This window comes from Micromonospora sp. NPDC002389, assembly GCF_040296095.1.
Classification (GTDB): domain Bacteria; phylum Actinomycetota; class Actinomycetes; order Mycobacteriales; family Micromonosporaceae; genus Micromonospora.
In genome coordinates this window covers 475330-499677 of sequence record NZ_JBEOWP010000002.1, presented here as the reverse complement: position 1 = coordinate 499677, position 24348 = coordinate 475330, and the positions used below count along the sequence as shown (strand labels likewise).

General features: G+C 73.4%; 20 protein-coding genes. 5 read left to right on the top strand and 15 right to left on the bottom strand.

Annotated features, from left to right (window positions below):
- Nucleotides 1-63: 63 nt before the first annotated feature.
- The 3 genes from ABT008_RS05465 to ABT008_RS05455 form a co-directional block, all read right to left on the bottom strand.
- The gene (locus tag ABT008_RS05465) at nucleotides 64-1203 is read right to left on the bottom strand and encodes an acyl-CoA dehydrogenase family protein (protein ID WP_350693845.1); all 1140 of its coding nucleotides are present in this window, start codon (nucleotides 1201-1203) and stop codon (nucleotides 64-66) included.
- A gap of 27 nt (nucleotides 1204-1230) precedes the next feature.
- A complete protein-coding gene (locus tag ABT008_RS05460) occupies nucleotides 1231-1932 on the bottom strand; it encodes a UdgX family uracil-DNA binding protein (protein WP_350693843.1) in 702 nt (233 codons plus the stop codon).
- A gap of 83 nt (nucleotides 1933-2015) precedes the next feature.
- Nucleotides 2016-3356 (bottom strand): aminotransferase class I/II-fold pyridoxal phosphate-dependent enzyme, encoded by a 1341-nt coding sequence (locus tag ABT008_RS05455; protein WP_350693841.1) that lies wholly within the window; start codon nucleotides 3354-3356, stop codon nucleotides 2016-2018.
- Between the two features lie 34 nt (nucleotides 3357-3390).
- Here ABT008_RS05455 and ABT008_RS05450 point away from each other — a divergent pair, with 34 nt between their 5' ends.
- On the top strand, nucleotides 3391-4635 hold the full coding sequence (locus tag ABT008_RS05450) for a bifunctional pyridoxamine 5'-phosphate oxidase family protein/GNAT family N-acetyltransferase (RefSeq protein ID WP_350693839.1): 1245 nt from the start codon (nucleotides 3391-3393) through the stop codon (nucleotides 4633-4635).
- On the top strand, nucleotides 4632-5294 hold the full coding sequence (gene leuE / locus ABT008_RS05445) for a leucine efflux protein LeuE (protein ID WP_350693837.1): 663 nt from the start codon (nucleotides 4632-4634) through the stop codon (nucleotides 5292-5294). The genes ABT008_RS05450 and leuE overlap by 4 nt, the downstream gene beginning before the upstream one ends.
- Before the next feature lie 146 nt (nucleotides 5295-5440).
- Here leuE and ABT008_RS05440 read toward each other — a convergent pair whose 3' ends face one another.
- The 11 genes from ABT008_RS05440 to ABT008_RS05390 form a co-directional block, all read right to left on the bottom strand.
- The gene (locus ABT008_RS05440) at nucleotides 5441-6367 is read right to left on the bottom strand and encodes a sporulation protein (protein WP_350693835.1); all 927 of its coding nucleotides are present in this window, start codon (nucleotides 6365-6367) and stop codon (nucleotides 5441-5443) included.
- Nucleotides 6368-6378: 11 nt separating this feature from the next.
- Nucleotides 6379-7446 carry a hemolysin family protein gene (locus tag ABT008_RS05435; RefSeq protein WP_350693834.1) on the bottom strand — a complete coding sequence of 356 codons (1068 nt, stop codon included), beginning with the start codon at nucleotides 7444-7446 and terminating at the stop codon, nucleotides 6379-6381.
- Nucleotides 7443-8792 carry a hemolysin family protein gene (locus ABT008_RS05430; RefSeq protein ID WP_350693832.1) on the bottom strand — a complete coding sequence of 450 codons (1350 nt, stop codon included), beginning with the start codon at nucleotides 8790-8792 and terminating at the stop codon, nucleotides 7443-7445. The genes ABT008_RS05435 and ABT008_RS05430 overlap by 4 nt, the downstream gene beginning before the upstream one ends.
- A gap of 525 nt (nucleotides 8793-9317) precedes the next feature.
- A complete protein-coding gene (locus ABT008_RS05425; protein WP_350693830.1) occupies nucleotides 9318-10871 on the bottom strand; it encodes a M28 family metallopeptidase in 1554 nt (517 codons plus the stop codon).
- 164 nt (nucleotides 10872-11035) lie between these two features.
- Nucleotides 11036-11458 carry a monovalent cation/H(+) antiporter subunit G gene (mnhG, locus tag ABT008_RS05420; protein ID WP_502890345.1) on the bottom strand — a complete coding sequence of 141 codons (423 nt, stop codon included), beginning with the start codon at nucleotides 11456-11458 and terminating at the stop codon, nucleotides 11036-11038.
- Entirely contained in the window at nucleotides 11455-11718 is a 264-nt protein-coding gene (locus ABT008_RS05415; RefSeq protein WP_131053511.1) for an MrpF/PhaF family protein, read from the bottom strand. The genes mnhG and ABT008_RS05415 overlap by 4 nt, the downstream gene beginning before the upstream one ends.
- Entirely contained in the window at nucleotides 11715-12323 is a 609-nt protein-coding gene (locus ABT008_RS05410) for a Na+/H+ antiporter subunit E (protein ID WP_350693828.1), read from the bottom strand. The genes ABT008_RS05415 and ABT008_RS05410 overlap by 4 nt, the downstream gene beginning before the upstream one ends.
- Complete coding sequence (locus ABT008_RS05405) at nucleotides 12320-13822, bottom strand: Na+/H+ antiporter subunit D (protein ID WP_350693827.1); 1503 nt, start codon at nucleotides 13820-13822, stop codon at nucleotides 12320-12322. Before ABT008_RS05405 ends, ABT008_RS05410 begins: the two co-directional genes overlap by 4 nt.
- A 37-nt stretch (nucleotides 13823-13859) precedes the next feature.
- Nucleotides 13860-14330, bottom strand: a complete 471-nt coding sequence (locus ABT008_RS05400) for a Na(+)/H(+) antiporter subunit C (protein WP_350693825.1) — start codon at nucleotides 14328-14330, stop codon at nucleotides 13860-13862.
- Nucleotides 14327-17164: a Na+/H+ antiporter subunit A gene (locus ABT008_RS05395; protein WP_350693823.1), complete on the bottom strand. Its 2838-nt coding sequence runs from the start codon at nucleotides 17162-17164 to the stop codon at nucleotides 14327-14329. The genes ABT008_RS05400 and ABT008_RS05395 overlap by 4 nt, the downstream gene beginning before the upstream one ends.
- Before the next feature lie 283 nt (nucleotides 17165-17447).
- On the bottom strand, nucleotides 17448-17786 hold the full coding sequence (locus ABT008_RS05390) for a hypothetical protein (protein ID WP_350693821.1): 339 nt from the start codon (nucleotides 17784-17786) through the stop codon (nucleotides 17448-17450).
- Nucleotides 17787-17966: 180 nt separating this feature from the next.
- Here ABT008_RS05390 and ABT008_RS05385 point away from each other — a divergent pair, with 180 nt between their 5' ends.
- Nucleotides 17967-22550: an ATP-dependent helicase gene (locus ABT008_RS05385; RefSeq protein ID WP_350693820.1), complete on the top strand. Its 4584-nt coding sequence runs from the start codon at nucleotides 17967-17969 to the stop codon at nucleotides 22548-22550.
- A 1-nt stretch (nucleotide 22551) separates the two neighbouring features.
- Here ABT008_RS05385 and ABT008_RS05380 read toward each other — a convergent pair whose 3' ends face one another.
- The gene (locus ABT008_RS05380; protein WP_350693819.1) at nucleotides 22552-23112 is read right to left on the bottom strand and encodes a hypothetical protein; all 561 of its coding nucleotides are present in this window, start codon (nucleotides 23110-23112) and stop codon (nucleotides 22552-22554) included.
- Nucleotides 23113-23226: 114 nt separating this feature from the next.
- On the opposite strand from ABT008_RS05380, the gene ABT008_RS05375 reads away from it, so the two are divergent.
- Nucleotides 23227-24060: an SAM hydrolase/SAM-dependent halogenase family protein gene (locus ABT008_RS05375; protein ID WP_350694090.1), complete on the top strand. Its 834-nt coding sequence runs from the start codon at nucleotides 23227-23229 to the stop codon at nucleotides 24058-24060.
- Nucleotides 24061-24084: 24 nt separating this feature from the next.
- Nucleotides 24085-24327: a CPCC family cysteine-rich protein gene (locus tag ABT008_RS05370; protein ID WP_350693818.1), complete on the top strand. Its 243-nt coding sequence runs from the start codon at nucleotides 24085-24087 to the stop codon at nucleotides 24325-24327.
- Nucleotides 24328-24348 lie beyond the last annotated feature (21 nt).

Genomic DNA, 24348 nt, shown 5'->3' with positions numbered 1-24348 from the left:
ACCGCTCCTCAGTGAGGGGTGCCGATCCTGACGCACCCTACGACGGCGATCGCCCGGGCGTCGTCACAGCCCCAGCTCACGCCCGATGATCTCCTTCATGATCTCGGTGGTGCCGCCGTAGATGGTCTGCACCCGGCTGTCCAACCAGGCCCGGGCCACCGGGTACTCCAGCATGAAGCCGTAGCCGCCGTGCAGTTGCACGCACCGGTCGGCGACCCTGTTCTGCAACTCGGTGGTCCACCACTTGGCCTTCGCCGCGTCGGCCACCGTCAGTCGGCCGGCACCGAACTCGGCGACGCAGTGGTTGACGAAGGTCCGCGCGATGGTGACCTCGGTGTCCAGCTCCGCCAGGACGAACCGGTTGTGCTGGAACCGCCCGATCGGCCGGCCGAACGCCTCCCGGGTGCGGGCGTGGTCGAGCGTGATCGCGAGCAGCCGCTCGGCGGCGGCGACCGCGGCGACCGCGATGCTCAGCCGCTCCCGGGGCAGGTTGGCCATCAGGTGGTAGAAGCCCTGGTTCTCGGTGCCGATCAGGTTCGCCACCGGCACCCGACAGGCGTCGAAAAACAGCTCGGCGGTGTCGTTGGCCTTGAGACCGACCTTGGCCAGCCGGCGGCCTCGGGAGAAGCCGGGGGTACCGGCCTCCACCGCGAGCAGGCTCAGCCCGTGCGCGCCCTCGTCGGCCGTCCGGGCCACCACGATCACCAGGTCGGCCAGTTCGCCGTTGGTGATGAACGTCTTCTGCCCGTCGAGTACGTACGAGTCGCCGTCGCGTACCGCGGTGGTGCGGACGCCGGCCAGGTCGGACCCGGCGCCCGGCTCGCTCATCGCGATGGCGGTGACCAGGTCGCCGGAGCAGAACCGGGGCAGCCAGCGCTGCCGCTGCTCGTCGCTGGTCAACTCGGTGAGGTACGGCGCCACCACGTCGTTGTGCAGGCCGAAGCCGAGCCCGGAACACCCGGCGGCGACGATCTCCTCGACCAGGACCGCGTTGAACCGGAAGTCGCGCTGACCGCCACCGCCGTACGCCTCGTCCACGTCGGTGCCCAGCAGCCCGGCCGCTCCGGCCTTGCGCCAGACCTCCCGGTCGACGATCCCGTCCGCCTCCCACCGGTCGTGGTGCGGCACCGCCTCCCGAGCCAGGAAGGCCCGGCACAGCTCACGGAACTCGTCGTGGTCGCGTTCGTAGAGATGCTGCCGCATGGCGGCAAGTGTGGCACCGCCGGACGGTCAACGGGTGAGCGCGCGAGCGGCCACCTTCAGGTCTGCGACGAGGCCGTCGTAGGCGACGTCCTGGTTGTCGGCGCGCAGCACCGCCGACGGGTGGATGGTGGCCAGCAGCCGGGCGGCGGGAGCGTCGGCGGTGTGCCCGACGCTGTCCACCGGGACCCGCTGGAAGTCCTCGGGGTGCTGGGCAGCGGCCGGCCAGGGCAGCAGTTCGCCACGCTGGCGAGTGACCCGGAACGTCGGGCCGAGCAGCGCCTTCGCGGCGGTCGCCCCGAGCACCACCACGATCTCCGGGTGCAGTCGGGCGAACTCGGCGACCAGCCAGGGCCGACAGGCGGTGATGTGCACCCGGTCCGGCGTCTGGTGGATGCGCCGCTTGCCGCGCAGCTCGAAGCGAAAATGCTTCACCGCGTTCGTGAGATAGATCTGTCGAGGGTCCAGACCCGCGTCGTCGACCGCCTTACGGAGCAGTCGGCCCGCCGGACCGACGAACGGCAGGCCCTTCTGATCCTCCAGGTCGCCGGGCTGCTCGCCGACGAAGACCACCCGGGCGTGGGCGTCGCCCCGACCGAATACGGTCTGCGAGGCGTCCCGGTACAGCTCGCAGCCCCGGCAGCCGGCCGCGGCGGCGCGCAGGTCGTCGAGCGTGTCGGCCTGCGGCGGGATGAACCGTTGAGCGCCGGGCGCGGTGTCGGTGTCGGACATGTCGACTGTTCTACCCGGTGTGGCACAGGCCACGCGAACGAGGCCGGCAGTTCGACCGTACGGGCAGGTCGCGGGCACATCGGTCAGGCGCTGAAACCGGCGGGTGCGGCGGGGCGGGCGGCGCGGGCCAGCGCGTCGGCCAGTGCCGGCAGGTCCTCCTCGTCCAGCGGGCTGACGGTGATCCGCAGCGCGGGCGGGCCGGCGATGCGGTAGAGCGCGCCCGGGGCGGCCAGCCAGCCGGCGTCGCGCAGCAGGGTCGCGGCGAGGGTCTCGTCGGCCACCGGCAGCCACACGTTGATGCCGCTACGTCCGTGCGCGGGCAGGCCACGGGCGGCGAGGGCGGCGATCAGCCCGTCGCGCCGCCGTTCGTAGCTGTCGGCGGCCCGCGCGACGGAGGCGGCCACCGCCGGGTCCTGCCAGAGCGAGAGCACCAGTCGTTGCAGCACGGTGGAGACCCAGCCGGCACCGACCCGGGCCCGCCCGGCCACCCGGGCCACCGTGGTCTCGTCCCCGGCCAACACGGCCAGCCGCAGGTCGGGGCCGAACGGTTTGCTCACCGAGCGGAGGAAGGCCCAGCTGCCGGTCGCGCCGGCCAGCGGGTGCAGCGGCACCCGGGCCAGTTCGGCGGCGTGGTCGTCCTCGATCAGCAGCAGGTCGGCGTACTCGGCGAGCAGGGCGCGCAGCGCGGCGGCCCGGTCGGCGGAGACGGCCGCGCCGGTGGGGTTCTGCGCCCGGCTGGTCACCACCAGCGCCCGCGCTCCGGCGGCGAGCGCGGCGGCCACCCCGGCGACCATCGGCCCGTCGTCGTCGACCGGTACGCCGATCGGCCGCATCCCGAGCGCGGCGATCAGGTCGAGCAGGCTGGCCCAGCCCGGGTCCTCCACGGCCACCGCGTCACCGGGGCGCAGGTGCGCGCCGAGCAGGCGTTCGATGCCGTCCAGCGCACCGCCGGTGAGGGTCACCTCGGCCGGGGGGACCCCGTCGGCGACCAGTCGCGCCCGGGCCGCCTCGGCGACCTCCGGCAGCACGCCGACGTCGGGGTAGCCGACCGGCGTACCGGCGGATTCGGCCAGCCGGGCCAGGTGCGGTCCGAGCGGGGGCAACAGCCGGGTGTCGGGCTGCCCGGCGGACAGGTCGCGCAGCCCGGGGGCGGGAGGTGGACGCAGCGCGGCGCGGCGGGCGGCCACCGGCGGGCGGGGGCGTACCCGGGTGCCGTGTCGGCCGGCGGTGGCGACCAGGCCGCGTCGGCGCAGTTCGGCGTAGGCGCGGGAGACGGTGGCCGGGCTGACCGCCAGGTCTGCGGCGAGCGTGCGGACCGGCGGCAGCGGGTCGCCGGGGACGAGGGCGGCATGGCGGATGCCCGATTCGATGCTGGCCGAGATCTCGGCGGCCGTCGCACCGGTCACCTGATAGCGTGCTGACACAAACAAGAGATTGTACTAGAACAAAGGTGGGAGCATGTACTCGCCGACCCCCCGCACCACCGCCAGTCGCTCCCGGGAGCGGATGAGCTACGACCGCGACGCCGCGCACGCGGTGCTCGACGAGGCGTACCACTGCGCGCTCGCCTTCACCGTGGACGGTGAGCCCCGCGTCCTGCCCACCCTGCACGTCCGCGTCGGCGACACCCTCTATCTGCACGGCTCCACCGGCAGCCGGCCGCTGCTCGCCGCCCGTGGCGACGGCCTGCCGGTGTGCGTGGCGGTCACCCTGCTGGACGGCCTGGTCTATGCCCGGTCGCAGTTCCACCACAGCGCCAACTACCGCTCCGTGATCGCGCACGGCACCGCCCACCTGGTCACCGACACCGACCGGCGGGCCGAGGTCTTCACCGCCCTGATGGAGAAGATCGGCACCGGCCGTGCGGCGGAGAGCCGCCCGCCGAGCCGACGGGAACTGGCCGAGACCGCCCTGCTGGCGCTGCCGCTGCGCGAGGTCTCCGTCCGCACGCGTACCGGCGGCGTCCGCGACGAACCCGCCGACCTGGCGCTGCCCCACTGGGCCGGGGTGGTGCCGCTGCGGCTGACCGCCGGGCCGCCGCAACCCGACGCCGGAGTCACCGCGCCGGTGCCGGCGTACCTGCGACCGGCCGACACGCCCTGGCACGAGCCGGCCGAACTGCGCGGCGCGCACGTCCGGCTGGAACCGCTGGACCTGTTGCACACCGACGAGCTGTACGCGGCCACCGTCGACCCGGAGGTCTGGCGGCACCTGGGCGTCCCGCAGCCGGCCGACCCGGAGGCGCTGCGCGACGAGATCGCGACGGCGCTGGCCGCCCAGCACCGTGGCGAGCGGGTCGCCTGGGCGCAACGGTGCGCGGTGACCGGGGCGGTCGTCGGCTCCACCTCGTACTACGAGATCGACGACGACCGGCGGTCGCTGGCCATCGGCTACACGTACCTCGGGCGGCCCTGGTGGCGTACCGGGATCAACACCGAGGCGAAGCTGCTGCTGCTCGGCCGCGCCTTCGACGACCTCGGCGCGATCCGGGTGGTCTGGCACACCGACATTCGCAACGAGCGCTCGCAGCGGGCCATCGAACGGCTCGGCGCCGCCCGGGAAGGCGTGCTGCGCAAGCACCGGCAGCGGCCGGACGGCTCGTGGCGGGACACCGTGCAGTACTCGATGACCGCCGACGAGTGGCCGAACGCACAGGTCAGGCTTCGGGAAAGGCTTCTCTCGGGGGCCGGCGCGGCCGGATGATGTCGAGCGTGCTGGGGATCACCGACATCTGGACGTACGTGCTGGGCACGGTCGCCATCATCCTGCTGCCCGGACCGAACTCGCTCTTCGTTCTTAGCACCGCCGCTCGGCGCGGGGTGGGCGTCGGGTACCGGGCCGCAGGCGGGGTGCTGGTCGGCGACGCCGTGCTCATGATCCTCTCCGCCGCCGGGGTGGCGTCGCTGCTCAAGGCGTACCCGCCGGTCTTCCTCGTGATCAAGTACGCGGGTGCCGCGTACCTGGTCTATGTCGGGGTGACCATGCTGCGTGGCGCCTGGCGGCGCTGGCGGGACCGCAACGACCCGGACACGCCGCGGCTGATCGACGCCGCGAAGCCGGCGGAGATGCGCAGCCCGTTCCGCAAGGCCATGATGATCAGCCTGCTCAACCCGAAGGCGATCCTGTTCTTCGTCTCGTTCTTCATCCAGTTCGTCGACCCCACGTATGCCTGGCCGGCGCTGTCCTTCCTGCTGCTCGGCCTGATCGCGCAGGTGACCAGCCTGCTGTACCTGACCGCGCTGATCTTCGCGGGCACGTTCCTGGCCGCCCAGTTCCGCAGGCGTCGTCGACTGTCGGCCGGCGCGACCACCGCCGTGGGCGCGCTGTTCCTCGGCTTCGGCTTCAAGCTCGCGCAGGGCTGAGGGCGGCTGCGGCTTGTGTGCTGTGCTGTTCTTGTGAAAGGAGGGGTCCCCTGCTAACGCCTGAGGTATAGCAGGGGACCCCTCCTAACACCGACGGGCGCGAGGTGCCGCGACGCGGGAACGTGCGTGGGATGACGCGACGGGCGTCAGGTGCCGTCGCCACCACCACCGCCACCGACACCCGCGCCGCCGGCCGTGCCGCCCAGGCCGAACCCGGGGGCGATCGGCCGATCGGGCGGGCGACTGACGTGGGCGGACTCGGTGATGGTGGCCGACCAGTCGGCCTGTGCGGCCGCTGCCGCGTGCCGGTTGATCGTCTGACGCAACCAACCGTCCACGACGGAGATCCAGTCGCGCTGATCGGCGTCGGCGTGCCAGATGCGGAACCGGCTGATGCTGGTGTGGGTGATCCCGGCCAGCGCCAGCCGACGGTCGCACCAGAGGATCACCTCGAGGCCGGCGGAGTTGGCCACGAAGATCACCTCCAACTCGGTGATCGGCCCGGCGTAGAGCGGCCCGACCCAGAAACCCCACCGCTGGTGCAACGGCAGGGTCTGCTCCACCCCGGGCAGCCGCCCGTCGACCAGCCCCGACTGGCGCACGCTGAACCCCAGCGTGTCCAGCGCGGCCAGGACGTGCTGCTGGGTGGGCAGCGGGTGGACGAAGACCGGCACCATCGCGCCCTGGTCCAGCGCCGGGTCGAGCGCCACCTCGGTACGCAGACCCATCCGCAGGCTGAGCAGCGGCACCCCGCCGTACGTGGTCACCGGTGTCTCCCACGGCAGCGGGAACTCGAACGGGATCGAGCGCGCCCGACCGGCCCGCAGCACCAGCGCGTCGGCCACCTGTGCCTGGTGGAACTGCACCAGCCGCCGGGGGGCCTCCGGGTCGTCCGGCTCGACCGAGCTGACCAGGCCGAGCCGGACGTGCAGGACCGGCACGTCGACCGCACCGGCGATCAGGTTCACCCGCCCCGGCAGACGTAGGCCGGGGCGGGTGCTCGGATTGGCCAGCGCGGTCTGCACCGTCAGGCCCGTACCGCCCGACTCCGGTGACACCCCCGTCAGCCGCATCCGTGTCTCTCCTACCTCAGGCGGCGTACCGCACGCGGGATCGGATCGGTCTCGTCGTCGAACTCCCCGATGACCTCCTCCAGCAGGTCCTCGAGGGCGACGAAGCCGACCGGTCGGGCCGGACCACCGCCGTTGCGCACCAGCGCGAGCTGCGAGCGGCGGGCCCGCATCACGGCCACCGCCTCGGTCACGCTGGCCGTGCCCGGCAGGGTGATCGCCTCGTTCATCAGGTCCACCGCCCGGGCGTCCGGCCGGACGGCGGTGGCCCGCACCGCCTCCCGTACGTGCACCAGGCCGCAGACGTCACCGGCGGCGTCCAGGACCGCCAGCCGGGACCGGCCGCTGTCCCGGCTGACCTGCTCGATCCGGTCCACCGGGTCCTCCCGACGGACCGTCACCATCCGGTCGAAGGGCTCCATCACCTGCGCCACGGTGGTCGCCTGCAACTGGAGCATGCTGGTCAGCAGCTCGTGCTGCGCGGCGCCGAGCAGACCGTGCTCGTGCGACTGCTCCAGCAGCATGCGCAGCTCGTCCGGGCCGTGCACCTGGGCCAACTGGTCCTGCGGGTTGACCTTGAACAGCCGCAGCATCGCGTTGGCCACCGCGTTGAGCACCGACAGCACCGGCCGGGCCACCCGGGCGAAGGCCCGGAACGGCAGGGCCAGCAGCAGCGCGGACCGCTCCGGGTGGGTGATCGCCCAGGACTTCGGCGCCATCTCGCCGACCACCAGGTGCAGGAAGGTGACCAGGCTGAGCGCGAAGATCAGCGCGATCACGTGGCTGGCGCCGGAGGGCAGGCCGACGGCGTGCAGCAGCGGCGCCAACAGCCGTTCGATCGCCGGCTCGGCCAGCGCACCGAGGCCCAGCGTGCACAGGGTGATGCCGAGTTGCGCGCCGGCCAGCATGAGCGACAGTTCGCGTACGCCGTCGAGGGCGGCCTTCGCCGCCCGGCCGCCGCCGGCCGCCGCCTGCTCCAGTCGGTACCGCTTGCTTGCGACCAGGGCGAACTCGGCGGCGACGAAGAACCCGTTGAGCGCCAGCAGGACCACCGAGGTGATCAGCGCGAATCCGGTGCTCACGCGCCCACCTCCTCAGGGCCGCCGGTGAGCTGGAGCCGGACCGAGTCGGCCACGTGCCGGTCCACCGCGAGCACCTCGACCAGGGCACGCGGCCCCGGCCCGTGCTCACCGTCGGCCGGCAGGCTGATCTCCAGCCGGTCACCGACCTCGGGTACCCGGCCCAGCTCCCGCATCACCAGCCCGGAGAGGGTGTCGTACTCGGGGCCCTCGGGCAGGGCGATGCCGGTGCTGTCGGCGACCTCGTCGATGCGCCAGCGTGCCGGCACCACCCACGAGCCGTCCTCCTGCCGCGCCGGGGCCCGCTCCGGCGGATCGTCCTCGTCGCGGATCGGGCCGACCAGTTCCTCGGCGATGTCCTCCAGCGTGATGACGCCCGCGAAGCCGCCGTACTCGTCGACCACGCAGGCGAGCTGCCGGTGCCCGGACCGGAGCCGGTCCAGCACGATGGGCAGCGGCAACGTCTCGGGTACGAGCAGCGGCGGACCGGCGACCGTACTGACCGGGGTGGTGGCGCGTTGCGCCGGCGGCACCCCGAGTACGTCGGCGATGCCGATCACGCCGACCAGGTCGTCGACGCCCTCGGTGCCGCGTACCGGGAAACGGGACCGGCCGGTGTCGAGCAGCTCGACCACCCGGCTGATCGGCTCGTGGGCCAGGACGGTGTGCACGTCGACCCGGGGCACCATGGCCTCACCAGCGGTCAGTTGCCGGAAGTCGAGCCCCCGGTCCAGCAGCTCGGACATCTCGGCGTCGAGGTGACCGCCCTGCCGGGACTCGGCGATGATCTGCTCCAGGTCCTCCGGCGTGGCGCCGCTGGGCAGCTCCTCGATCGGCTCGATGCCGACCCGGCGCAGCAGGCGTACCGCGGCCCGGTCGAACAGCTTGATGACCGGCCCGGCGACGGCCAGGTAGACCAGGGTGGAACGGGACAGCGCCCGGGCCACCGGCTCGGGCCGGGCGATGGCCAGGTTCTTGGGGGCCAACTCGCCGACCACCATCTGCACCACGGTCGCGATGACCAGGGCCAGCGCCACCGACAGTGGCAGGCTGACCGCGGTCGAGACGCCGGAGACGCCGAGCAGCTCGGCCAGGCCCGCGCCGAGGTACGGCTCGGCGAGGTAGCCGACCAGCAGGGTGGTGACGGTGATGCCGAGCTGCGCGCCGGAGAGCATGAACGACAGCCGTCCGGTGACCTCCAGAGCGCGGGCGGACGCCTGGTCGCCTTCGTCGGCGCTCTGCTTGAGCTTGCCCCGGTCGACCGCGACGTAGCCGAACTCCTGCGCGACGAAGTAGCCCGTCGCGATGGTCAGAACGATGATCAGTACGAGACCGACGGTGATCAACACGGGAGGCTCAGGGCTCCCGGGGTCGTCGGGTCGTGTGGATGCCGGGGCTTACCCGGCTGGCTACTGCTGCCCTCCTGGGCAGAAGAGTCGATCATCCCGTCATTCTACCGGCGGGGACGCCCCGCTCGCGGGCTGTGGAGGCACTGTCCCGGCCGCGTGGCACGCCGCCGTCGGGCCGCCCCGCCCGACGCAGCACGCGGAGCTCAGCGCCCGGTGCCCGGTGTGCGGTGCCCGGTGCCCGGTGCCCGGTGTGCGGTGCTCGGTGTGCGGTGCCCGGTGCCCGGTGTGCGGTGCCCGGTGTGCGTGGCAGTGCAGCTACTGTGCGCACGGCGTGTCGAACAGCTGCGCTGCCACGCTCTTTCCGATCGGTCAGGCGGCGATGGGCGCGGTGAGCCAGGGTGGCGATGTGGCCGGCCAGGGCGTCCGGGGCGTCAGCCGGATCGAGCTTCCGCTGTTCGGATGTTAGGAAGGGACCCCTGCTATACCGGAGGCGTTAACAGGGGGCCCTTCCTTACATCCGGGCGGTCAGCTCTGCACGATGCGGACGTCGTCGACGGCGGCCTCGACCAGACTGGCGGTGCTGGCGTCGGCGGCGTCGACCACGATCCGGACGGTCTGTCCGCGCAGGGCCGAGATGTCCGCGCTGCCGGTCTGCCAGGACGCCGCCCGGTTGGTGGCCGCGCCGGCCGCGCTGAGCGCGGTGACCGTGCTGGTGCCGACGACGCGTACCCGTAGGTAGTCGGCGCTGCTGGAGTTGTTCAGGTGGGCCAGGTACCAGGAGAACGACAGCGTCAGCGTGCCGGTGGACGGCAGGGTGATCGTCGGGGACTGGACGGTGCTGACGCCGCCGTCGAGGTCGTGGTCCCCGGCGCTGCTGCCCGCGAGCGGGCCGGTGACCAGGTCGAAGCTGCCGCTGACCGTGGTGCCGAGCTGGGTGGCGACACCGGAGCTACTGGTGGCGGCGGGGTCCGCGCGCTCCCACCGGCCGGCGGTGGCGGTGTCCGTACCGGCCGGGTTGACGGTCCAGCCGGTGGCGGTCTCGAAGGTGTCGCTGTAGACCGTGGTGCCGGGCGGTGGGGTCGCCACCTGGGCCAGCGTCCAGACGGTGTACGCGATGGCGTCGGCGTTGCGGTCCAGCGCGGTGTCGTTGATGTTGGTGAGCGTGTCGCAGGCCCGGTGGTAGCAGGGGTCGAAGGCCTGCCCGGCGGTGCCGCCCCAGAGTGACGCCTGGGCGCTGGACTTGGTGCCCTCGGCGCCGGTGAAGGTGCCGCCGGCCGGGATGCCCACGCTGATGAACGGGCCGTAGTCGCTGCGTCCGTCGAAGTCGGTGCCCCGGGTCGGTACGCCGATCGAGGTGAAGTAGGCCTGGATGGTCTGCTCGATCTGGGCCGAACCGGCCGGGCCGGGGCCGGAACCCACCCCGTCGGAGTTGTCCCCGTCGTAGACGAAGTAGCCGGCGTTGGGCGAGCCGACCATGTCGAAGTTCAGGTACTGCTTGATCCGGCTCCGCTCGGCGGTGGGCAGGTTGTTGACGTAGTACTGCGAGCCACGCAGCCCCAACTCCTCCGCGCCCCACCAGGCGAACCGCAGGTGCCGGTCGGGTGCGAACCCGGTCCGGGCGACGGCGAGCGCCACCTCCAGGATCGCGGCCGAGCCCGAGCCGTTGTCGTTGATGCCGGGCCCCGCCGTGGTGCTGTCCAGGTGCGCCCCGGTCATCACGACCGCGTTGGGGTCACCGCCGGGCCAGTCGGCGATCAGGTTGTAGCCGGTGGCGCCGTTGTAGGTGAACGACTGGACGGCGGTGGTGTAACCGACCGCGTCGAGCTGGGCCCGGACGTAGTTGACCGAGGCGAGGTAGCCGGGTCGGCCGTGTGCCCGGTTGCCGCCGTTGGCGGTCGCGATCGACTGGAACTGGTTGAGGTGTCCCTTGACGTTGGTCAGGGAGATGTCGGGCGCGGCGACGGCGGCGGTGATCGGCGCGGCGCCGGCCACGGGCGCGCCCGCGAGGGCCGACGCGGCGAGGGTCGCGGTGGCGACGACCGCGGCGAGCCCGGCGGTACGGAGGGTGCGGGGTCTCATGGGTCCTCCCGGTTCGGGGGCGAGCACCGGCCGACCGTGTGTGCACGGGTGGCCGGAGGACGGCCACTTGATCGATGCCCGTCATTGCGAGAGGTTGCTGGGCGCCGCCCCGGCGGGCAAGACGCAAGGTGCCGGATTGATCGCTCCGTCCGAAATCCGGCGTGTCACCGGTCGGCGAGATCGTCGGCCTCCAGCAGTTGCCGGTCCAGCCGCCCGCTGCGGTACGCCGCCCGGCCGATCATCTGCGCGGCGACCGGCGCGGTGGCCAACTGGAAGACCCCGACCAACGCGATCATCCCGAGGTCGGAGACGGTCCGTAGCCGCAGCCCGACCCCCAGCAGCAGGAGCAGGACGCCGAGCACCTGCGGTTTGGTGGCCGCGTGCATCCGGGTCGGCGCGTCCGGGAAGCGCACCACCCCGATCGCGGCGGCCAGGCTCAGCAGCGCACCGGCGATCAGGCTGGTCGCGCCCAGCCAGTCGGCGACGGCTCCCGGCGTCACCCCGTCCAGCCAGTCGGCGACGGCTCCCGGCGTCACCCCGTCCAGCCAGGTCGCCGCCGACACCCCGGCCGGCCAGGCGGCCGTCACGGCTTTTCCCGGACCGCGAAGCGGACCATCGACACCGAGCCGACGAAGCCGAGCAGGCCGAGCGCCACCAGCACCGGCAGCGTGGTGGCGTGCCGGTTGATCGCGGCCTCCGCGCCGACTGCACCGATCATGGTGGCCAGCAGCATGTCGGCGGCGATCACCCGGTCCAGCAGCGACGGTCCCCGATAGAGCCGGGCGAGGGCGAGCAGCGCGGTCACCGACAGCAGACCGGCGAGTACGACGATGAGGACGGTGTTCACGGGGACTCCTTGTCGGCCGGGTCGGCGCGCAGGCGGCGGACCTCTGCCGTCGACCCCACCGCCTCGATGATCCGCTGTTCCACGGCGCGTACCTGCTCGCGCGCGTCGGCGAGATCGCTGCGTCGGCGTACGTCCAGCACGTGCACGTAGAGCGTCGCGCTGGCCCGTTCCACGTCCACGATCAACGTGCCCGGCACCAGCGAGAGCGCCTCGGCGGTGAGGGCCAGGTTGAGGTCGGTGCGGACCCGCAGTCGTACCGCCACGATGGCCGAGCGGGGCACGTACCCGGGCTGCACCGCGATCCGGGCGACGTGCAGGCTGGCCCGGACCAGTTCGACGACGAAACGGCCCGCGAACACCAGCAGACCCCGGGGCCGGAGCCGGCCGGCGAAGGTCACCGGCGGGAGCGGGAAGAACACCAGCACCGCCACGCCGACCAGGATCCCGCCCAGCAGGTTGCCCCAGGTGAACTCGCCCCAGAGCAGGTTCCAGACCAGCACCAGCCAGCCGACCGCGATGGCCTGGTCCCGCCACCGGCCCGCCCGGCCGCGTACTTCCCGGCCCGGCCCGTCGGCCGGCCCGCCGTCGAGGTCGGTCCCGGTCACGGTGGGCCGTCCGGGAGTACGGCGTGGATGTACGGGGTCCGGTCGCGCAGGTCGACGGCCGCGCCGGTGGTCACGTCGAACAACGGTCCCGCCACCACGGTCAGCGACACCCCGAGGGCGACCAGGGCGATGGTGGCGCCGACCGTCAGCGCGGGCAGCGGGGCGGTCGACTCGACGGTCTGGCAGGGCGTACGCCAGAAGGCCAGGTTCCACACCCGACTGGCCACGTACAGGGTGAGCAGGCTGGTCAGCGTGCCCACCGCCACCAGCGTCCAGGGCAGGGCACCGCCGACGGCCACGCCGGCCTGGAGCAGCCCGAGCTTGCCGAGGAACCCGGAGAACGGCGGGATACCGGCGAGGTTCATCGCCGAGACGAAGAAGAGCACGGCGAGCAGGGGCGTCAGCCGGGCCAGCCCGCCGAGCCGACGCAGGTCGGTGCTGCCGGTGCGTTGTTCGATCAGGCCGGCGACCAGGAACAGCGTCGTCTGGATGGTGATGTGGTGGACCACGTAGAAGATGGCGCCGACCAGCCCGGCGACGGTGCTGAGCCCCACTCCGAAGATCATGTAACCGATGTGGCTGACCAGCGTGAACGAGAACAGCCGCTTCAGGTCCGACTGGGCCACCGCGCCGAGGATGCCGACCAGCATGGTCAGCCCGGCCACCACCATCAGCACCCGATCGGCCTGCTCGCCGGGGAAGAGCAGGGTCTGGGTCCGGATGATCGCGTACACGCCGACCTTGGTGAGCAGGCCCGCGAAGACGGCGGTGACCGGGGCCGGGGCGGTCGGGTAGCTGTCCGGCAGCCAGGCGGACAGCGGGAAGACCGCCGCCTTGATGCCGAAGGCCAGCAACAGCATCAGTTGCAGGCTGAGCCGCACCCCCTCGGGCAGCCCGTCGAAGCGGGCCGCCAGGTGGGCCAGGTTGAGCGTGCCGGTGGCCGCGTACACCAGGCCGACCGAGATCAGGAAGATCATCGAGGCCAGGACGTTGACCACCACGTACGTCGAGCCGGTGCGGATGCGCAGCCGGGTGCCGTTCAGCGTGATCAGGACGAAGCTGGCGGCGAGCAGCATCTCGAAGCCGACGAAGAGGTTGAACAGGTCCCCGGCGAGGAAGGCATTCGTCACGCCGGCGGTCAGCACCAGGTAGGTCGGGTGGAAGATGGCCAACGGCGCGGACTCGCCGGTCTCCGCCTGGCCCTGGCCGATCGAGTAGAGCAGCACGCACAGGGTCACCGCCGAGGAGACCACCAGCATCAGGGCGGCCAACTGGTCGGCGACCAGCACGATGCCCACCGGTGCCGGCCAGGCGCCGATCTGCACCACCAGCGGTCCGTGCCGGTAGGCGTGTAGCAGCAGCAGCACCGCCACCACCAGCGTGGCGGCCAGGCAGAACACGCTGACGATGCGCTGCGGCACCGGCCACTTCGCCAGCAGCAGGGTCAGTGCCGCGCCCAGCAACGGCAGCAGCACCGGCAACGGCACGAGGGCGGTCATCGGTGTCCCCGACGCGGGCGGGTCGACGCGTACCGGCTCATCCCGGTCCCCCCTCACCGCGGCGCTGCCACGGCGCGGGCGCGTCGACCTGCTCGGGGTCGGCCTCCGGCGGCTCCCCGCCGAGGTCTGCGGTGGAGACCTCCCGGCGCGCGGCCCGGCGCACGATCTGCTGGTCCTCCAGGTCGTCGGGCACCTCGTCGTCACCGGTCAGATACCAGCTCCGGTAGCTGATGGCGAGCAGGAAGGCGGTGAACCCGAAGGTGATGACGATGGCGGTGAGCACCATGGCCTGGGGCAGCGCGTCGCTCATCCGATCCGGCTCGGTGACTCCGGCGACCGGTGCCCGCCCGGACCGGCCACCGAAGATGATCAGCAGGTTGACGCCGTTGCCGATCAGGATGATGCCGAGCAGGATCCGGCTCAGGCTGCGTTCCAGCAGCAGGGTCACCCCGCAGCCGACCAGCACCCCGATCGCCACGAACGAGACCAGGTTCGCCCCGGCGCTCATCGGGTGCCGCCCCGACGCTCGACGGCGAGCCCGCCCTCGGGTCCACCGGCCGCCTCGATGTGCCGGTCCACCTCGGCACCGAGACTGCGCAGCACGTCCAGCGCCAACCCGATCACCACCAGATAGACGCCGACGTCGAAGAAGAGCGAGGTGATCAGGTAGAAGTCGCCGATCACCGGCAGCCAGAGGTCGATCCGCGCGCTCTGCAGCACGGCGCCGCCGGCCAGCAGGGAGGTCACCGCGCCGCCGACCGCCAGGCCCAGCCCGGCGCCGAGCACGGTGCCGGCGGAGACCGGCGCGGCCTCGGCCAACTCGTACCGGCCGCCCGCGAGGTAGCGCATGGTCAGCGCCAGGCTGGCCACCAGGCCACCGGCGAAGCCGCCGCCGGGGGCGTTGTGGCCGGAGAACAGCAGGTAGAAGGAGAAGAGTACGGCGGTGTGGAAGATCAGCCGGGTGACCACCTCCAGCACGATCGAGCGGTTGCGTTCGATCAGCGTGGCGCCGCCGCGCAGCCACACCGGCCGCCCGGCCAGGCTCTCCCCCCGGTCGGCGTCCAGGCGGCGGGGCCGGGGACCGGTGCGGGACTGCTGGAAGACCAGGCTGGCCACCCCGGTCGCCGCGGCCACCAGCACCGCCAGCTCGCCCAACGTGTCCCAGGCCCGGATGTCGACGAGCGTCACGTTGACCACGTTGCGGCCGTACCCCTGCTCGACGGCGAGCCGGGGGAAGTCCTCGGAGATGGTGCGGGTGTGCCGGGCCGCCGTGGCGGCCTGGGCGAGCCCGGCCACGGTGAGGCCGACCAGGGCGCCGATGGACCGGCGGATCCAGCGGCTGCGGCGCAGCGGGCGCACCGAGAACCGCTCCGGCAGGCGACGCAGCACCAGCACGAAGACCGCGATGGTCACGGTCTCCACCAGGAACTGGGTGAGCGCCAGGTCGGGCGCGCCGTGCAGCACGAAGAACATCGCGGTGCCGTAGCCGGTCACCCCGACCAGCAGCATCGCGGTGAGCCGACGGCGGGCACCGACGGCGAGCAGCGCCGCCATCGCGATCACCAGCAGCACCACCGGTTGCGCGGGTGAGCCCCACAGCTTCAGGGACTGTTCCCATGGCCGGATCACCAGCAGCACCCCGCCCGGCACGGCGGACAGCACGATCAGGATGAGACCGAGGTACTGCGGCAGCGAACCCCGCTGGGTGACGCTGGTGACGTCCACGGCGGTCCGGTCGAAGCGGTGGACGAGCCACTCGTAGCCCTGCTGGCCGGTGGCCGGGGACCGCAGCCGGGCCAGCACCGGGGCCAATGGACCGCGCAGCAGGAACAGCACCGCGCCCCCGGTGAGGGTCAGCGCGGAGAGGCCGAGCGCGAGGTTGACGCCGGGCCAGAGCGTCAGGTGCGCGTGGACCGGTCCGAGGAGGCGCGCGTACGGGCGGATCAGGTGGTCGAGCGCGCCGGCCGCCGGCCCGGCGACGAGCCCCGCCCCGGCGAGCACGGCCGGTGGCCACAGCATCGCCGCCGGGATCCGGTCCACCTCGGTCGGGGCCAGGCCCGGACGGGTGCCGAACGCGCCCCAGAGGAACCGGATGCTGTAGGCGACCGTGAGGACGGTGCCGACCACCAGTACGGCCAGCGCCACCGGCCGGTCGGTGAAGGAGGCGAAGATCGCCTCCTTGGCGACGAAACCGAACAGCGGCGGCACCCCGGCCATGGAGGCGGCGGCGAGTCCGGCCACCACCGCCAGGAACGGGGTACGCCGACCCAGGCCGGACAGCCTGCGCAGGTCGCGGGTGTGCGCGCCGTGGTCGATGATGCCGACGACGAGGAACAACGCCGCCTTGAACAGGGCGTGTGCCACCAGCATCGCCACGCCGGCCAACGCGGCGTCCGGGGTGCCCACCCCGACCGCCACCGCCACCAGGCCGAGTTGGCTGAGTGTGCCGTACGCCAGCAGCAGTTTCAGGTCGTTCTGCCGTAGCGCGGCCCAGCCGCCCAGCACCATCGTGGCCAGCCCGGCCGCCAGCACCATCGGACGCCACGGACCCACCTGCGCGAGCAGTGGGGCGAGCAGGCCGAGCAGGTAGACGCCGGCCTTCACCATCGCCGCCGCGTGCAGGTACGCGCTGACCGGCGTCGGCGCCGCCATCGCCACCGGCAGCCACGAGGTGAACGGCAGCAGGGCCGACTTGGACAGCGCCCCGAGCAGGATCAGCACCACCGCGACGACCAGGTACGCCCCGTGGGGCAGCGGGTGTTGCGACAGTTCCGACAGGCGGTAGGTGCCGGCGTGGTGGCCGAGCATGATGAACCCGACCAGCATGGCCAGGCCGCCGAAGGTGGTCACGGTCAACGCCTGGGCGGCGGCCCAGCGGGCGGAGCGCCGCTCGGCGCTGTGCCCGATCAGCAGGTACGAGAAGACCGTGGTGAGTTCCCAGCAGACGTAGAGCAGCAGCAGGTCGTCGGCGAAGACCAGGCCGAGCATGGCCCCGGCGAAGCCGACCATCACCCCGGCGAACTGGGCCGTACCGACGGCCGGCGGCGGGAAGTACCGCGCGCTGTAGACCAGCACCAACGCGCCGACGCCGCCGATCAGCAGCGTCATCACCCAGGACAGGGTGGTCGTGCGGAAGGCCAGGTCGAGACCGAGCTTCGGGATCCACGGGTACGTCTCGACCACCGCACCGCCGTCGAGCACGTCGGGGGTGCGGTACACCGCCCAGCCGAACGCGGCGGCCGGTGCCAGCGCCAGCGGATAGCAGGCGCGCGCACCCCACCGACGGACCAGCAGCGGTGCCGCCAGCGCCGCCACGAGGTGCAGGATCAGCAGTACGAGCACGCGCGCTCCCGGTCGAGGTGGCAGCGGCGCCCGTTCCGCGTGCACGGCGCCTACCTGCGATCAGACGACATCTCCGGGGCGCAATAGACGGTTTTGCCGAAAAAAGCCCATATTCGCCTTTGCCTGGAGCGAAGCGGCTCGACGGGCCCGGCGCCGGGCGTCCACCTCGCCCCGGCACCGGGAGACAATCGGCGACGCTCGGGCGAGAGCGATGCGGCACGAACCTCGGGCGCTCGGGCAAGGCGGGGCTGCGCCGGCACCGCAGGTGGGGCGGTCACCCGCCTTACCCCGCGCGGGTCTCGACCATCAGGTCCGGACGGCCGAGTTGTCGCGCCGCCTTGTTGACCAGTCGCTGCGCGGCGGCGAGGGAGCGCACGGAGAGTAGCCGGCCTCGACTCTCCCGGCGGAGCACGAAATAGTGCACGGCGACCCGCACCCGAGCCCGGTCGGCGGCGCTGGCCTGGGATGTCGAGGCGATCAGCTCTCGCAGGCAGCCGGCGAGACGCTCGGCAAGCTCCAGATCGGGGCCGTGCAGGCCGGTGCGGAGAGTGGCGACATGACTGTCGACCTTGCGAATCAGGACGTCGGTGCCGGACGCTGGACTCCGCTCGTCGACGTCCATCCGACCTCCTCACCGCGCGCGCTACACCGCGAGTGAAGTTACTTTATGTTGCAGGACGCAAGCAAGCAGTTAAGTAAGACTTAACGGATTCTACGGGCAAGACGACTGCAACGCCTTAAACAGACATACTCTCCGCCGGCGTACCCCGAGTATGTCGGTCCCCGGGGGCAGGATGGGGTCGTGGCGGATTCCAGCGGCAGGTCGACCGGGGTGCTCTCCCGCTTCGGTCCGGCGACCCGGGAGTGGTTCGGGGCGGCCTTCGCCGCACCCACGGCGGCGCAGTCCGGTGCCTGGACGGCGGTCGCGGCCGGGCGGCACGCCCTGGTGGTGGCACCGACCGGGTCCGGCAAGACCCTCGCCGCCTTCCTCTGGTCGCTCGACCGGCTGGCCCGCGAGCCGGCCCCGGACGACCCCCGACACCGGTGCCGGGTGCTCTACGTCAGCCCGCTCAAGGCGCTCGCGGTCGACGTCGAACGGAACCTGCGCGCCCCCCTGGCCGGCATCCGGCAGGCCGCCACCCGGCTCGCGCTCCCCCCGCCGGAGATCACCGTCGGCATGCGGACCGGCGACACCCCGGCCGACGAGCGGCGGGCCTTCGCCCGGACTCCCCCGGACATCCTGATCACCACCCCGGAGTCGCTGTTCCTGCTGCTCACCTCCGCCGCGCGGGACGCACTCCGGGGCGTCGAGACGGTGATCGTCGACGAGGTGCACGCGGTCGCCGGCACCAAACGCGGCGCCCACCTCGCGCTCTCCCTGGAGCGTCTCGACGAGTTGCTGCCCGCCCCGGCGCAGCGGATCGGGCTCTCCGCCACGGTCCGACCGGTCGACGAGTGCGCCCGCTTCCTCGGCGGTGCCCGCCCGGTCGACGTGGTGGCCCCGGCCAGCGCCAAGACGATCGAGGTCAGCGTCCAGGTCCCGGTGGAGGACATGACCCGCCTCGACGAGCAGGAGCAGCCGGAAGACGACCTCGGCCGCCCCCGGTCGGCGTCGATCTGGCCCGCCGTCGAGGAACGCGTCTACTCGCTGATCCGGGCCCACCGCTCGACCATCGTCTTCACCAACTCCCGGCGCAGCGCCGAGCGGCTCTGCGCCCGCCTCAACGAGCTCGCCGTGGAGGAGAGCACGGAGGAGACCACCGACGGGGCGACCCCGCCGGCCGGGCGTCCGGTGCGGACACCGGCGGAGATGATGGCCCAGGCCGGGGCGGTGGCCGGTGTCCCACCGGTGATCGCCCGCGCGCACCACGGCAGCGTCTCCCGCGAGGAGCGACGGCACATCGAGGAGTCGCTCAAGGCCGGTCAGCTCCCGGCCGTGGTCGCCACCTCCAGCCTCGAACTCGGCATCGACATGGGCGCGGTCGACCTGGTGGTGCAGATCGAGGCGCCGCCCAGCGTGGCTGCCGGCCTGCAACGTGTCGGCCGGGCCGGGCACCAGGTCGGCGCGGTGTCCCGTGGCGTGGTGCTGCCCAAGCACCGGGGCGACCTGCTCTCCTGTGCCGTGGTCGCCGAGCGGATGGGCGACGCCGCGATCGAGGAGCTGCACCATCCGCGCAACCCGCTCGACGTGCTCGCCCAGCAGATCGTGGCGATGGTCGCGCTGGACGAGTGGCCGGTGGCCGACCTGGCGACGGTGGTCCGCCGGGCGGCGCCCTTCGCCGAGCTGCCCGACTCCGCGCTGCACGCCGTGCTCGACATGCTCTCCGGCCGGTACCCGTCGACCGCCTTCGCCGAGCTGCGTCCCCGCCTGGTCTGGGACCGCGCCACCGACCTGCTGACCGGCCGGCCGGGCGCCCAACGGCTCGCGGTGACCAGCGGCGGCACCATCCCCGACCGGGGCCTGTTCGGCGTCTTCCTGGCCGGCGCCGAACGTGCCGCCCGGGTCGGCGAGCTGGACGAGGAGATGGTCTACGAGTCCCGGGTGGGCGACGTCTTCCTGCTGGGTTCGTCGTCCTGGCGGATCGAGGAGATCACGCCGGACCGGGTGCTGGTCTCCCCCGCACCCGGTCAGGCGGCGAAGATGCCGTTCTGGAAGGGCGACCAACCGGGCCGTCCGGTCGAGCTGGGTCGGGCGATCGGCGCCCGGGTACGCGGCCTGCTGCGCCAGGGCGACGAGGAGGCGACCGCCGCGCTGCGCACCACCGGCCTGGACGACTGGGCCGCCGGCAACCTGATGGCGTACCTGCGCGAGCAGCAGGCCGCCACCCGGGCCCTGCCCGACGACCGGACGGTGGTGGTCGAACGGTTCCGCGACGAGTTGGGCGACTGGCGACTGGCGGTGCACAGCGTGCTCGGCGCGCGGGTCAACGCGCCGTGGGCACTGGCCGTCGGGCGACGGCTGTCCGAGCGGTACGGCGTGGACGCCCAGGTGCTGCCCGCCGACGACGGCATCGTAGTCCGCCTGCCGGACACCGCCGACACGCCGCCCGGCGCCGACGTGGTGGCCTTCGACCCCGAGGAGATCGTCCAGCTCGTGGAGGAGTCGGTCGGCACCTCGGCGCTGTTCGCGGCCCGGTTCCGGGAGTGCGCCGCGCGGTCGCTGCTGCTGCCCCGCCGCGACCCGCGCCGCCGCCAGCCGCTCTGGCAGCAGCGGCAACGCGCCGCCCAACTGCTCGACGTCGCCCGCGAGTACGCCGACTTCCCGGTCACCCTGGAGGCCGCCCGGGAATGCCTCCAGGACGTTTTCGACCTGCCCGCGCTGACCCAGGTGATGCGGGACCTGGCCGGTCGCCGGGTCCGGCTGGTCGAGGTGGAGACCCCGCGCCCGTCGCCGTTCGCCCGTTCGCTGCTCTTCGGGTACGTGGGCGCCTTCCTCTACGAGGGCGACTCGCCGCTGGCGGAGCGCCGGGCAGCGGCGCTGGCGCTGGACTCGGCCCTGCTCGGCGAGCTGCTCGGTCGGGTCGACCTGCGCGAGCTGCTCGACGCCGAGGTGCTCGCCGAGACCGAACGGCAGTTGCGCTGGCTCACCCCGCAGCGCCGCCCCCGCGACCCCGAGGACGTGGTCGAGCTGCTGCGCCAGGTCGGCGACCTGAGCGACGACGAGCTGGCCGAACGCGGAGTGCCGGTGGACTGGCTGACCGAGCTGGCCGCCGCCCGGCGGGTGCTGCGGGTCCGGATCGCCGGGCAGGACCGCTGGGTCGGGGTGGAGGACGCCGGCCGACTCCGGGACGCGTTGGGCGTGGCCCTGCCGGTGGGCGTCGCCGAGGCGTACCTGGAACCGGTCGCCGATCCGCTCGGTGACCTGGTCGCCCGCTACGCCCGTACGCACGCGCCGTTCGCGGCGAGCACCTGCGCGGCCCGGTTCGGGCTGGGCGTCTTCGTGGTGGAGCAGGCGTTGCGTCGGCTGGGGGCCACCGGCCGGGTGGTCTCCGGCGAGTTCACCCCGGAGTCGGTCGGCACCCAGTGGTGCGACGCCGAGGTGCTGCGCATGTTGCGCCGCCGTTCCCTCGCCGCGCTGCGCCGCGAGATCGAGCCGGTGCCGCCCCGGGCGCTGGCCACCTTCCTGCCCCGCTGGCAGCAGGTCGGCTCGTCGGCGCGGGGAGTCGAGGCCGTGGCCGCCGCCGTGGAGCAGTTGCAGGGCGTCTCGGTGCCCGCCTCGGCCCTGGAACGGCTGGTGCTGCCGGCCCGGGTGGCCGACTACTCCCCCGCCCAACTCGACGAGCTGTGCGCCAGTGGCGAGGTGCTGTGGGCCGGCGCGGGTGCGATCTCCGGCGGCGACGGCTGGGTCGGCCTGGCGTACGCGGACGCCGCCGCGCTGCTGCTGCCGCCGACGGACGACACGCTGGCGCGTACGCCCCTGCACGACGCGGTGTTGGACGCGCTCGGTGACGGACAGGCGATGTTCTTCCGTCCGCTGGCCGACCGGGTCGGGTCCACCGACGACGCCGCGCTGACAGCGGTGATCTGGGAACTGGTCTGGTCCGGTCATCTCACCAACGACACGCTGGCACCGCTGCGGGCGCTGCTCGGCGGCGGTGGCGCGCACCGGTCCCGACCGAGCGCCGCGCGGGGCCGCTACCGGCGGCCGGGGCGGGTGGCCCTGCCGGCCCGGGGTGGCCCGCCGACGGTGGCGGGGCGCTGGTCCCGGCTGCCGGAGCGGGACACCGACCCGACCCGTCGGGCCGCCGCCCTGGCCGACGTGCTGCTGGAGCGGCACGGTGTGGTGACCCGGGGCGCGGTCGTCGCCGAGCAGGTGCCGGGCGGGTTCGCGGCGGTGTATCCGGTGCTGGCGGCGATGGAGGAACGCGGCGCGGCCCGACGGGGGTACTTCGTCGACGGGCTGGGTGCCGCGCAGTTCGCGGTGCCCGGCGCGGTGGACCGGATCCGGGCCCTGGCGGAGCCGCTCGACAGCGGGCGGGCGGGCCGGGGTGCCCCGGCGGTGGTGCTGGCCGCGACCGACCCGGCCAACCCGTACGGCGCGGCGCTGCCCTGGCCGGAGCGGGTGGTCGACTCCGGTGACGCGTCGACACCGGCGCCCACCGGGCACCGCGCCGGGCGCAAGGCCGGTGCCCTGGTCGTGGTGGTCGCCGGTGACCTGGTGCTCTATGTCGAGCGTGGCGGCCGGACGATCCTCAGCTTCACCGACGACGCCGACGCGTTGGCCGCCGCCGGCAAGGCGCTGGCCGACGCGGTCCACTCCGGTGCGCTCGGCCCGATGTCGGTGGAACGCGCCGACGGTGAGGCCGTCCGCTCGTCGCCGCTGCGGGACGCCCTCACCGCCGCCGGATTCCGCACCACCCCGCGCGGCCTGCGGCTACGCGCCTGACTCAGTCGAGCGCGGTCAGCGCCTTCTCGTAGGCGGGGCGGTCGGCGCGGGGCGTCTTGGCCTCCAGGTAGTTGAGCACGACGGTGCCGGAGCGGAACGAGGCACCGGCCCACACCTCGGCCATGTCGGTGGCGCTGACCTCGTCGGGGAAGACGTAGACGGCCACCCCGTCGGTGACCACGATCTCCGAGCAGCCCAGGCCGAGCCCGTCCGGTCCACAATCGACGGAGCGGTCCTTGGACTTGCCCGCCTTGAGCCCGGCGCTCCGGAACGCGGCGACGACCTCCCGCGCGCTGGGCTCGCCGGCCTTGCGGGGCGGCAGTTCCACCGGGGGCGGGCTGGGCGGACGGCGTTCGGTGCTGCCGGTGACGGTCGGCTCGGCGGTGGACGGCGCGCTCGACGGGGCGTCCGACGGGGCCGGCGCGGTGGCCGGCGCGCCGGCCGTGGGCGGCGCGCTCGTCGGGTCGGCGGCGGACGGCTGTTCCTTCTCCCCACCACCGCAGGCGGCGAGGGCGGCGGTGACCGCGACGAGGACGAGGGCTGGCAAGATCCGGTGGCTCACTCCGAGCAGTCTGCCGGGCGGGCGGCGCGCTGTGCAGTGGCCGGTCGGTCAGGCGGCCTGTCACCTATCCGGCACCCGCACCGGACCGTACGATGCGGTGCCGTGACCAGCAGCGTGGACCGCGTCGTCTCGTTCACCACCGACTACGGCCTGACCGACGGATTCGTGGCGGCCTGCCACGGGGTGATCGCACGGCTCGCCCCGACGGTGCGGGTGATCGACGTGACGCATCTGGTGCCGCCGGGCGATGTCCGGCGGGGCGCGACGGTGCTCGCCCAGACGGTGCCGTACCTGCCTGGCGGCGGGGTTCACCTGGCGGTGGTCGACCCCGGGGTGGGGACGGCCCGGCGGGGCGTCGCGCTGGCCACGCCCGGGGGCCTGCTGGTGGGGCCGGACAACGGCCTGTTGTGCGACGCGGCCGACGCGCTGGGCGGGGTGCGTGCCGCCGTGGAGCTGACCGATCAGGCGTGGCTGGCCGCGCGGGTCTCCGCCACGTTCCACGGCCGGGACGTGTTCGCGCCGGTGGCGGCCCGGCTGGCCACGGGAGCGCCGATGGCGCAGGCCGGTCCGGCGGTCGATCCGGGAACGCTGGTACGCCTGCCGGAACCGGTGGTCGAGTCGACGTCGGACGGTTTCGTCGCCGAGGTGCTGAGCGTGGACCATTTCGGCAACGTGCAGGTGGCCGCGTCGGCCGACCTGCTCGCCCCGCTGCCGGGCCGGTTGCACGTACGCCCGCAGGACACCGAGTCGGCGCGGGTGGCGGTGCACGGGCGGACGTTCGGTGACGCGCCCGTCGGTGGGCTGGTGGCGCACGCCGACTCGGCCGGCCTGGTGGCGCTGTCGGTCAACGGTGGACGCGCGGTGGACCTGCTCGGGGTGGTACCGGGTACGCTGCTGCGGGTGTGGGCGGCCCCCGCCGACGAGGTGCCCCGCGCCACACGCCCGTAACGTCTACTGTGGAAAGCTGTTCCGGTGAACGATCGCTGGGTTCCCGCCGCCTGCCCCTGCTGCGCGTACCGGACCGGCGGCGGCACCTGTCCGGTCTGCTTCTGGACCGACGACGGTCAGGCCGACGCCGACGCGGACGTGGTCCGTGGCGGCCCGAACGGGGACCTGAGCCTGTCGCACGCCCGGCTGAACTTCGCCGTCTACGGCGCCTGCCACCCTCGCTACCAGGACGCGGTCCGGGCTCCTCGACCGGACGAGCTGCCCTGAGCCCAGGCCGGGCCGGCGTGG

Coding starts and splice junctions, on each gene's coding strand:
- ABT008_RS05465 (WP_350693845.1), bottom strand. CDS start 1,203: ATGCGGCAGCATCTCTACGAACGCGACCACGACGAGTTCCGTGAGCTG.
- ABT008_RS05460 (WP_350693843.1), bottom strand. CDS start 1,932: ATGTCCGACACCGACACCGCGCCCGGCGCTCAACGGTTCATCCCGCCG.
- ABT008_RS05450 (WP_350693839.1), top strand. CDS start 3,391: ATGTACTCGCCGACCCCCCGCACCACCGCCAGTCGCTCCCGGGAGCGG.
- leuE (WP_350693837.1), top strand. CDS start 4,632: ATGATGTCGAGCGTGCTGGGGATCACCGACATCTGGACGTACGTGCTG.
- ABT008_RS05440 (WP_350693835.1), bottom strand. CDS start 6,367: ATGCGGCTGACGGGGGTGTCACCGGAGTCGGGCGGTACGGGCCTGACG.
- ABT008_RS05425 (WP_350693830.1), bottom strand. CDS start 10,871: ATGAGACCCCGCACCCTCCGTACCGCCGGGCTCGCCGCGGTCGTCGCC.
- ABT008_RS05405 (WP_350693827.1), bottom strand. CDS start 13,822: ATGACCGCCCTCGTGCCGTTGCCGGTGCTGCTGCCGTTGCTGGGCGCG.
- ABT008_RS05400 (WP_350693825.1), bottom strand. CDS start 14,330: ATGAGCGCCGGGGCGAACCTGGTCTCGTTCGTGGCGATCGGGGTGCTG.
- ABT008_RS05390 (WP_350693821.1), bottom strand. CDS start 17,786: ATGGACGTCGACGAGCGGAGTCCAGCGTCCGGCACCGACGTCCTGATT.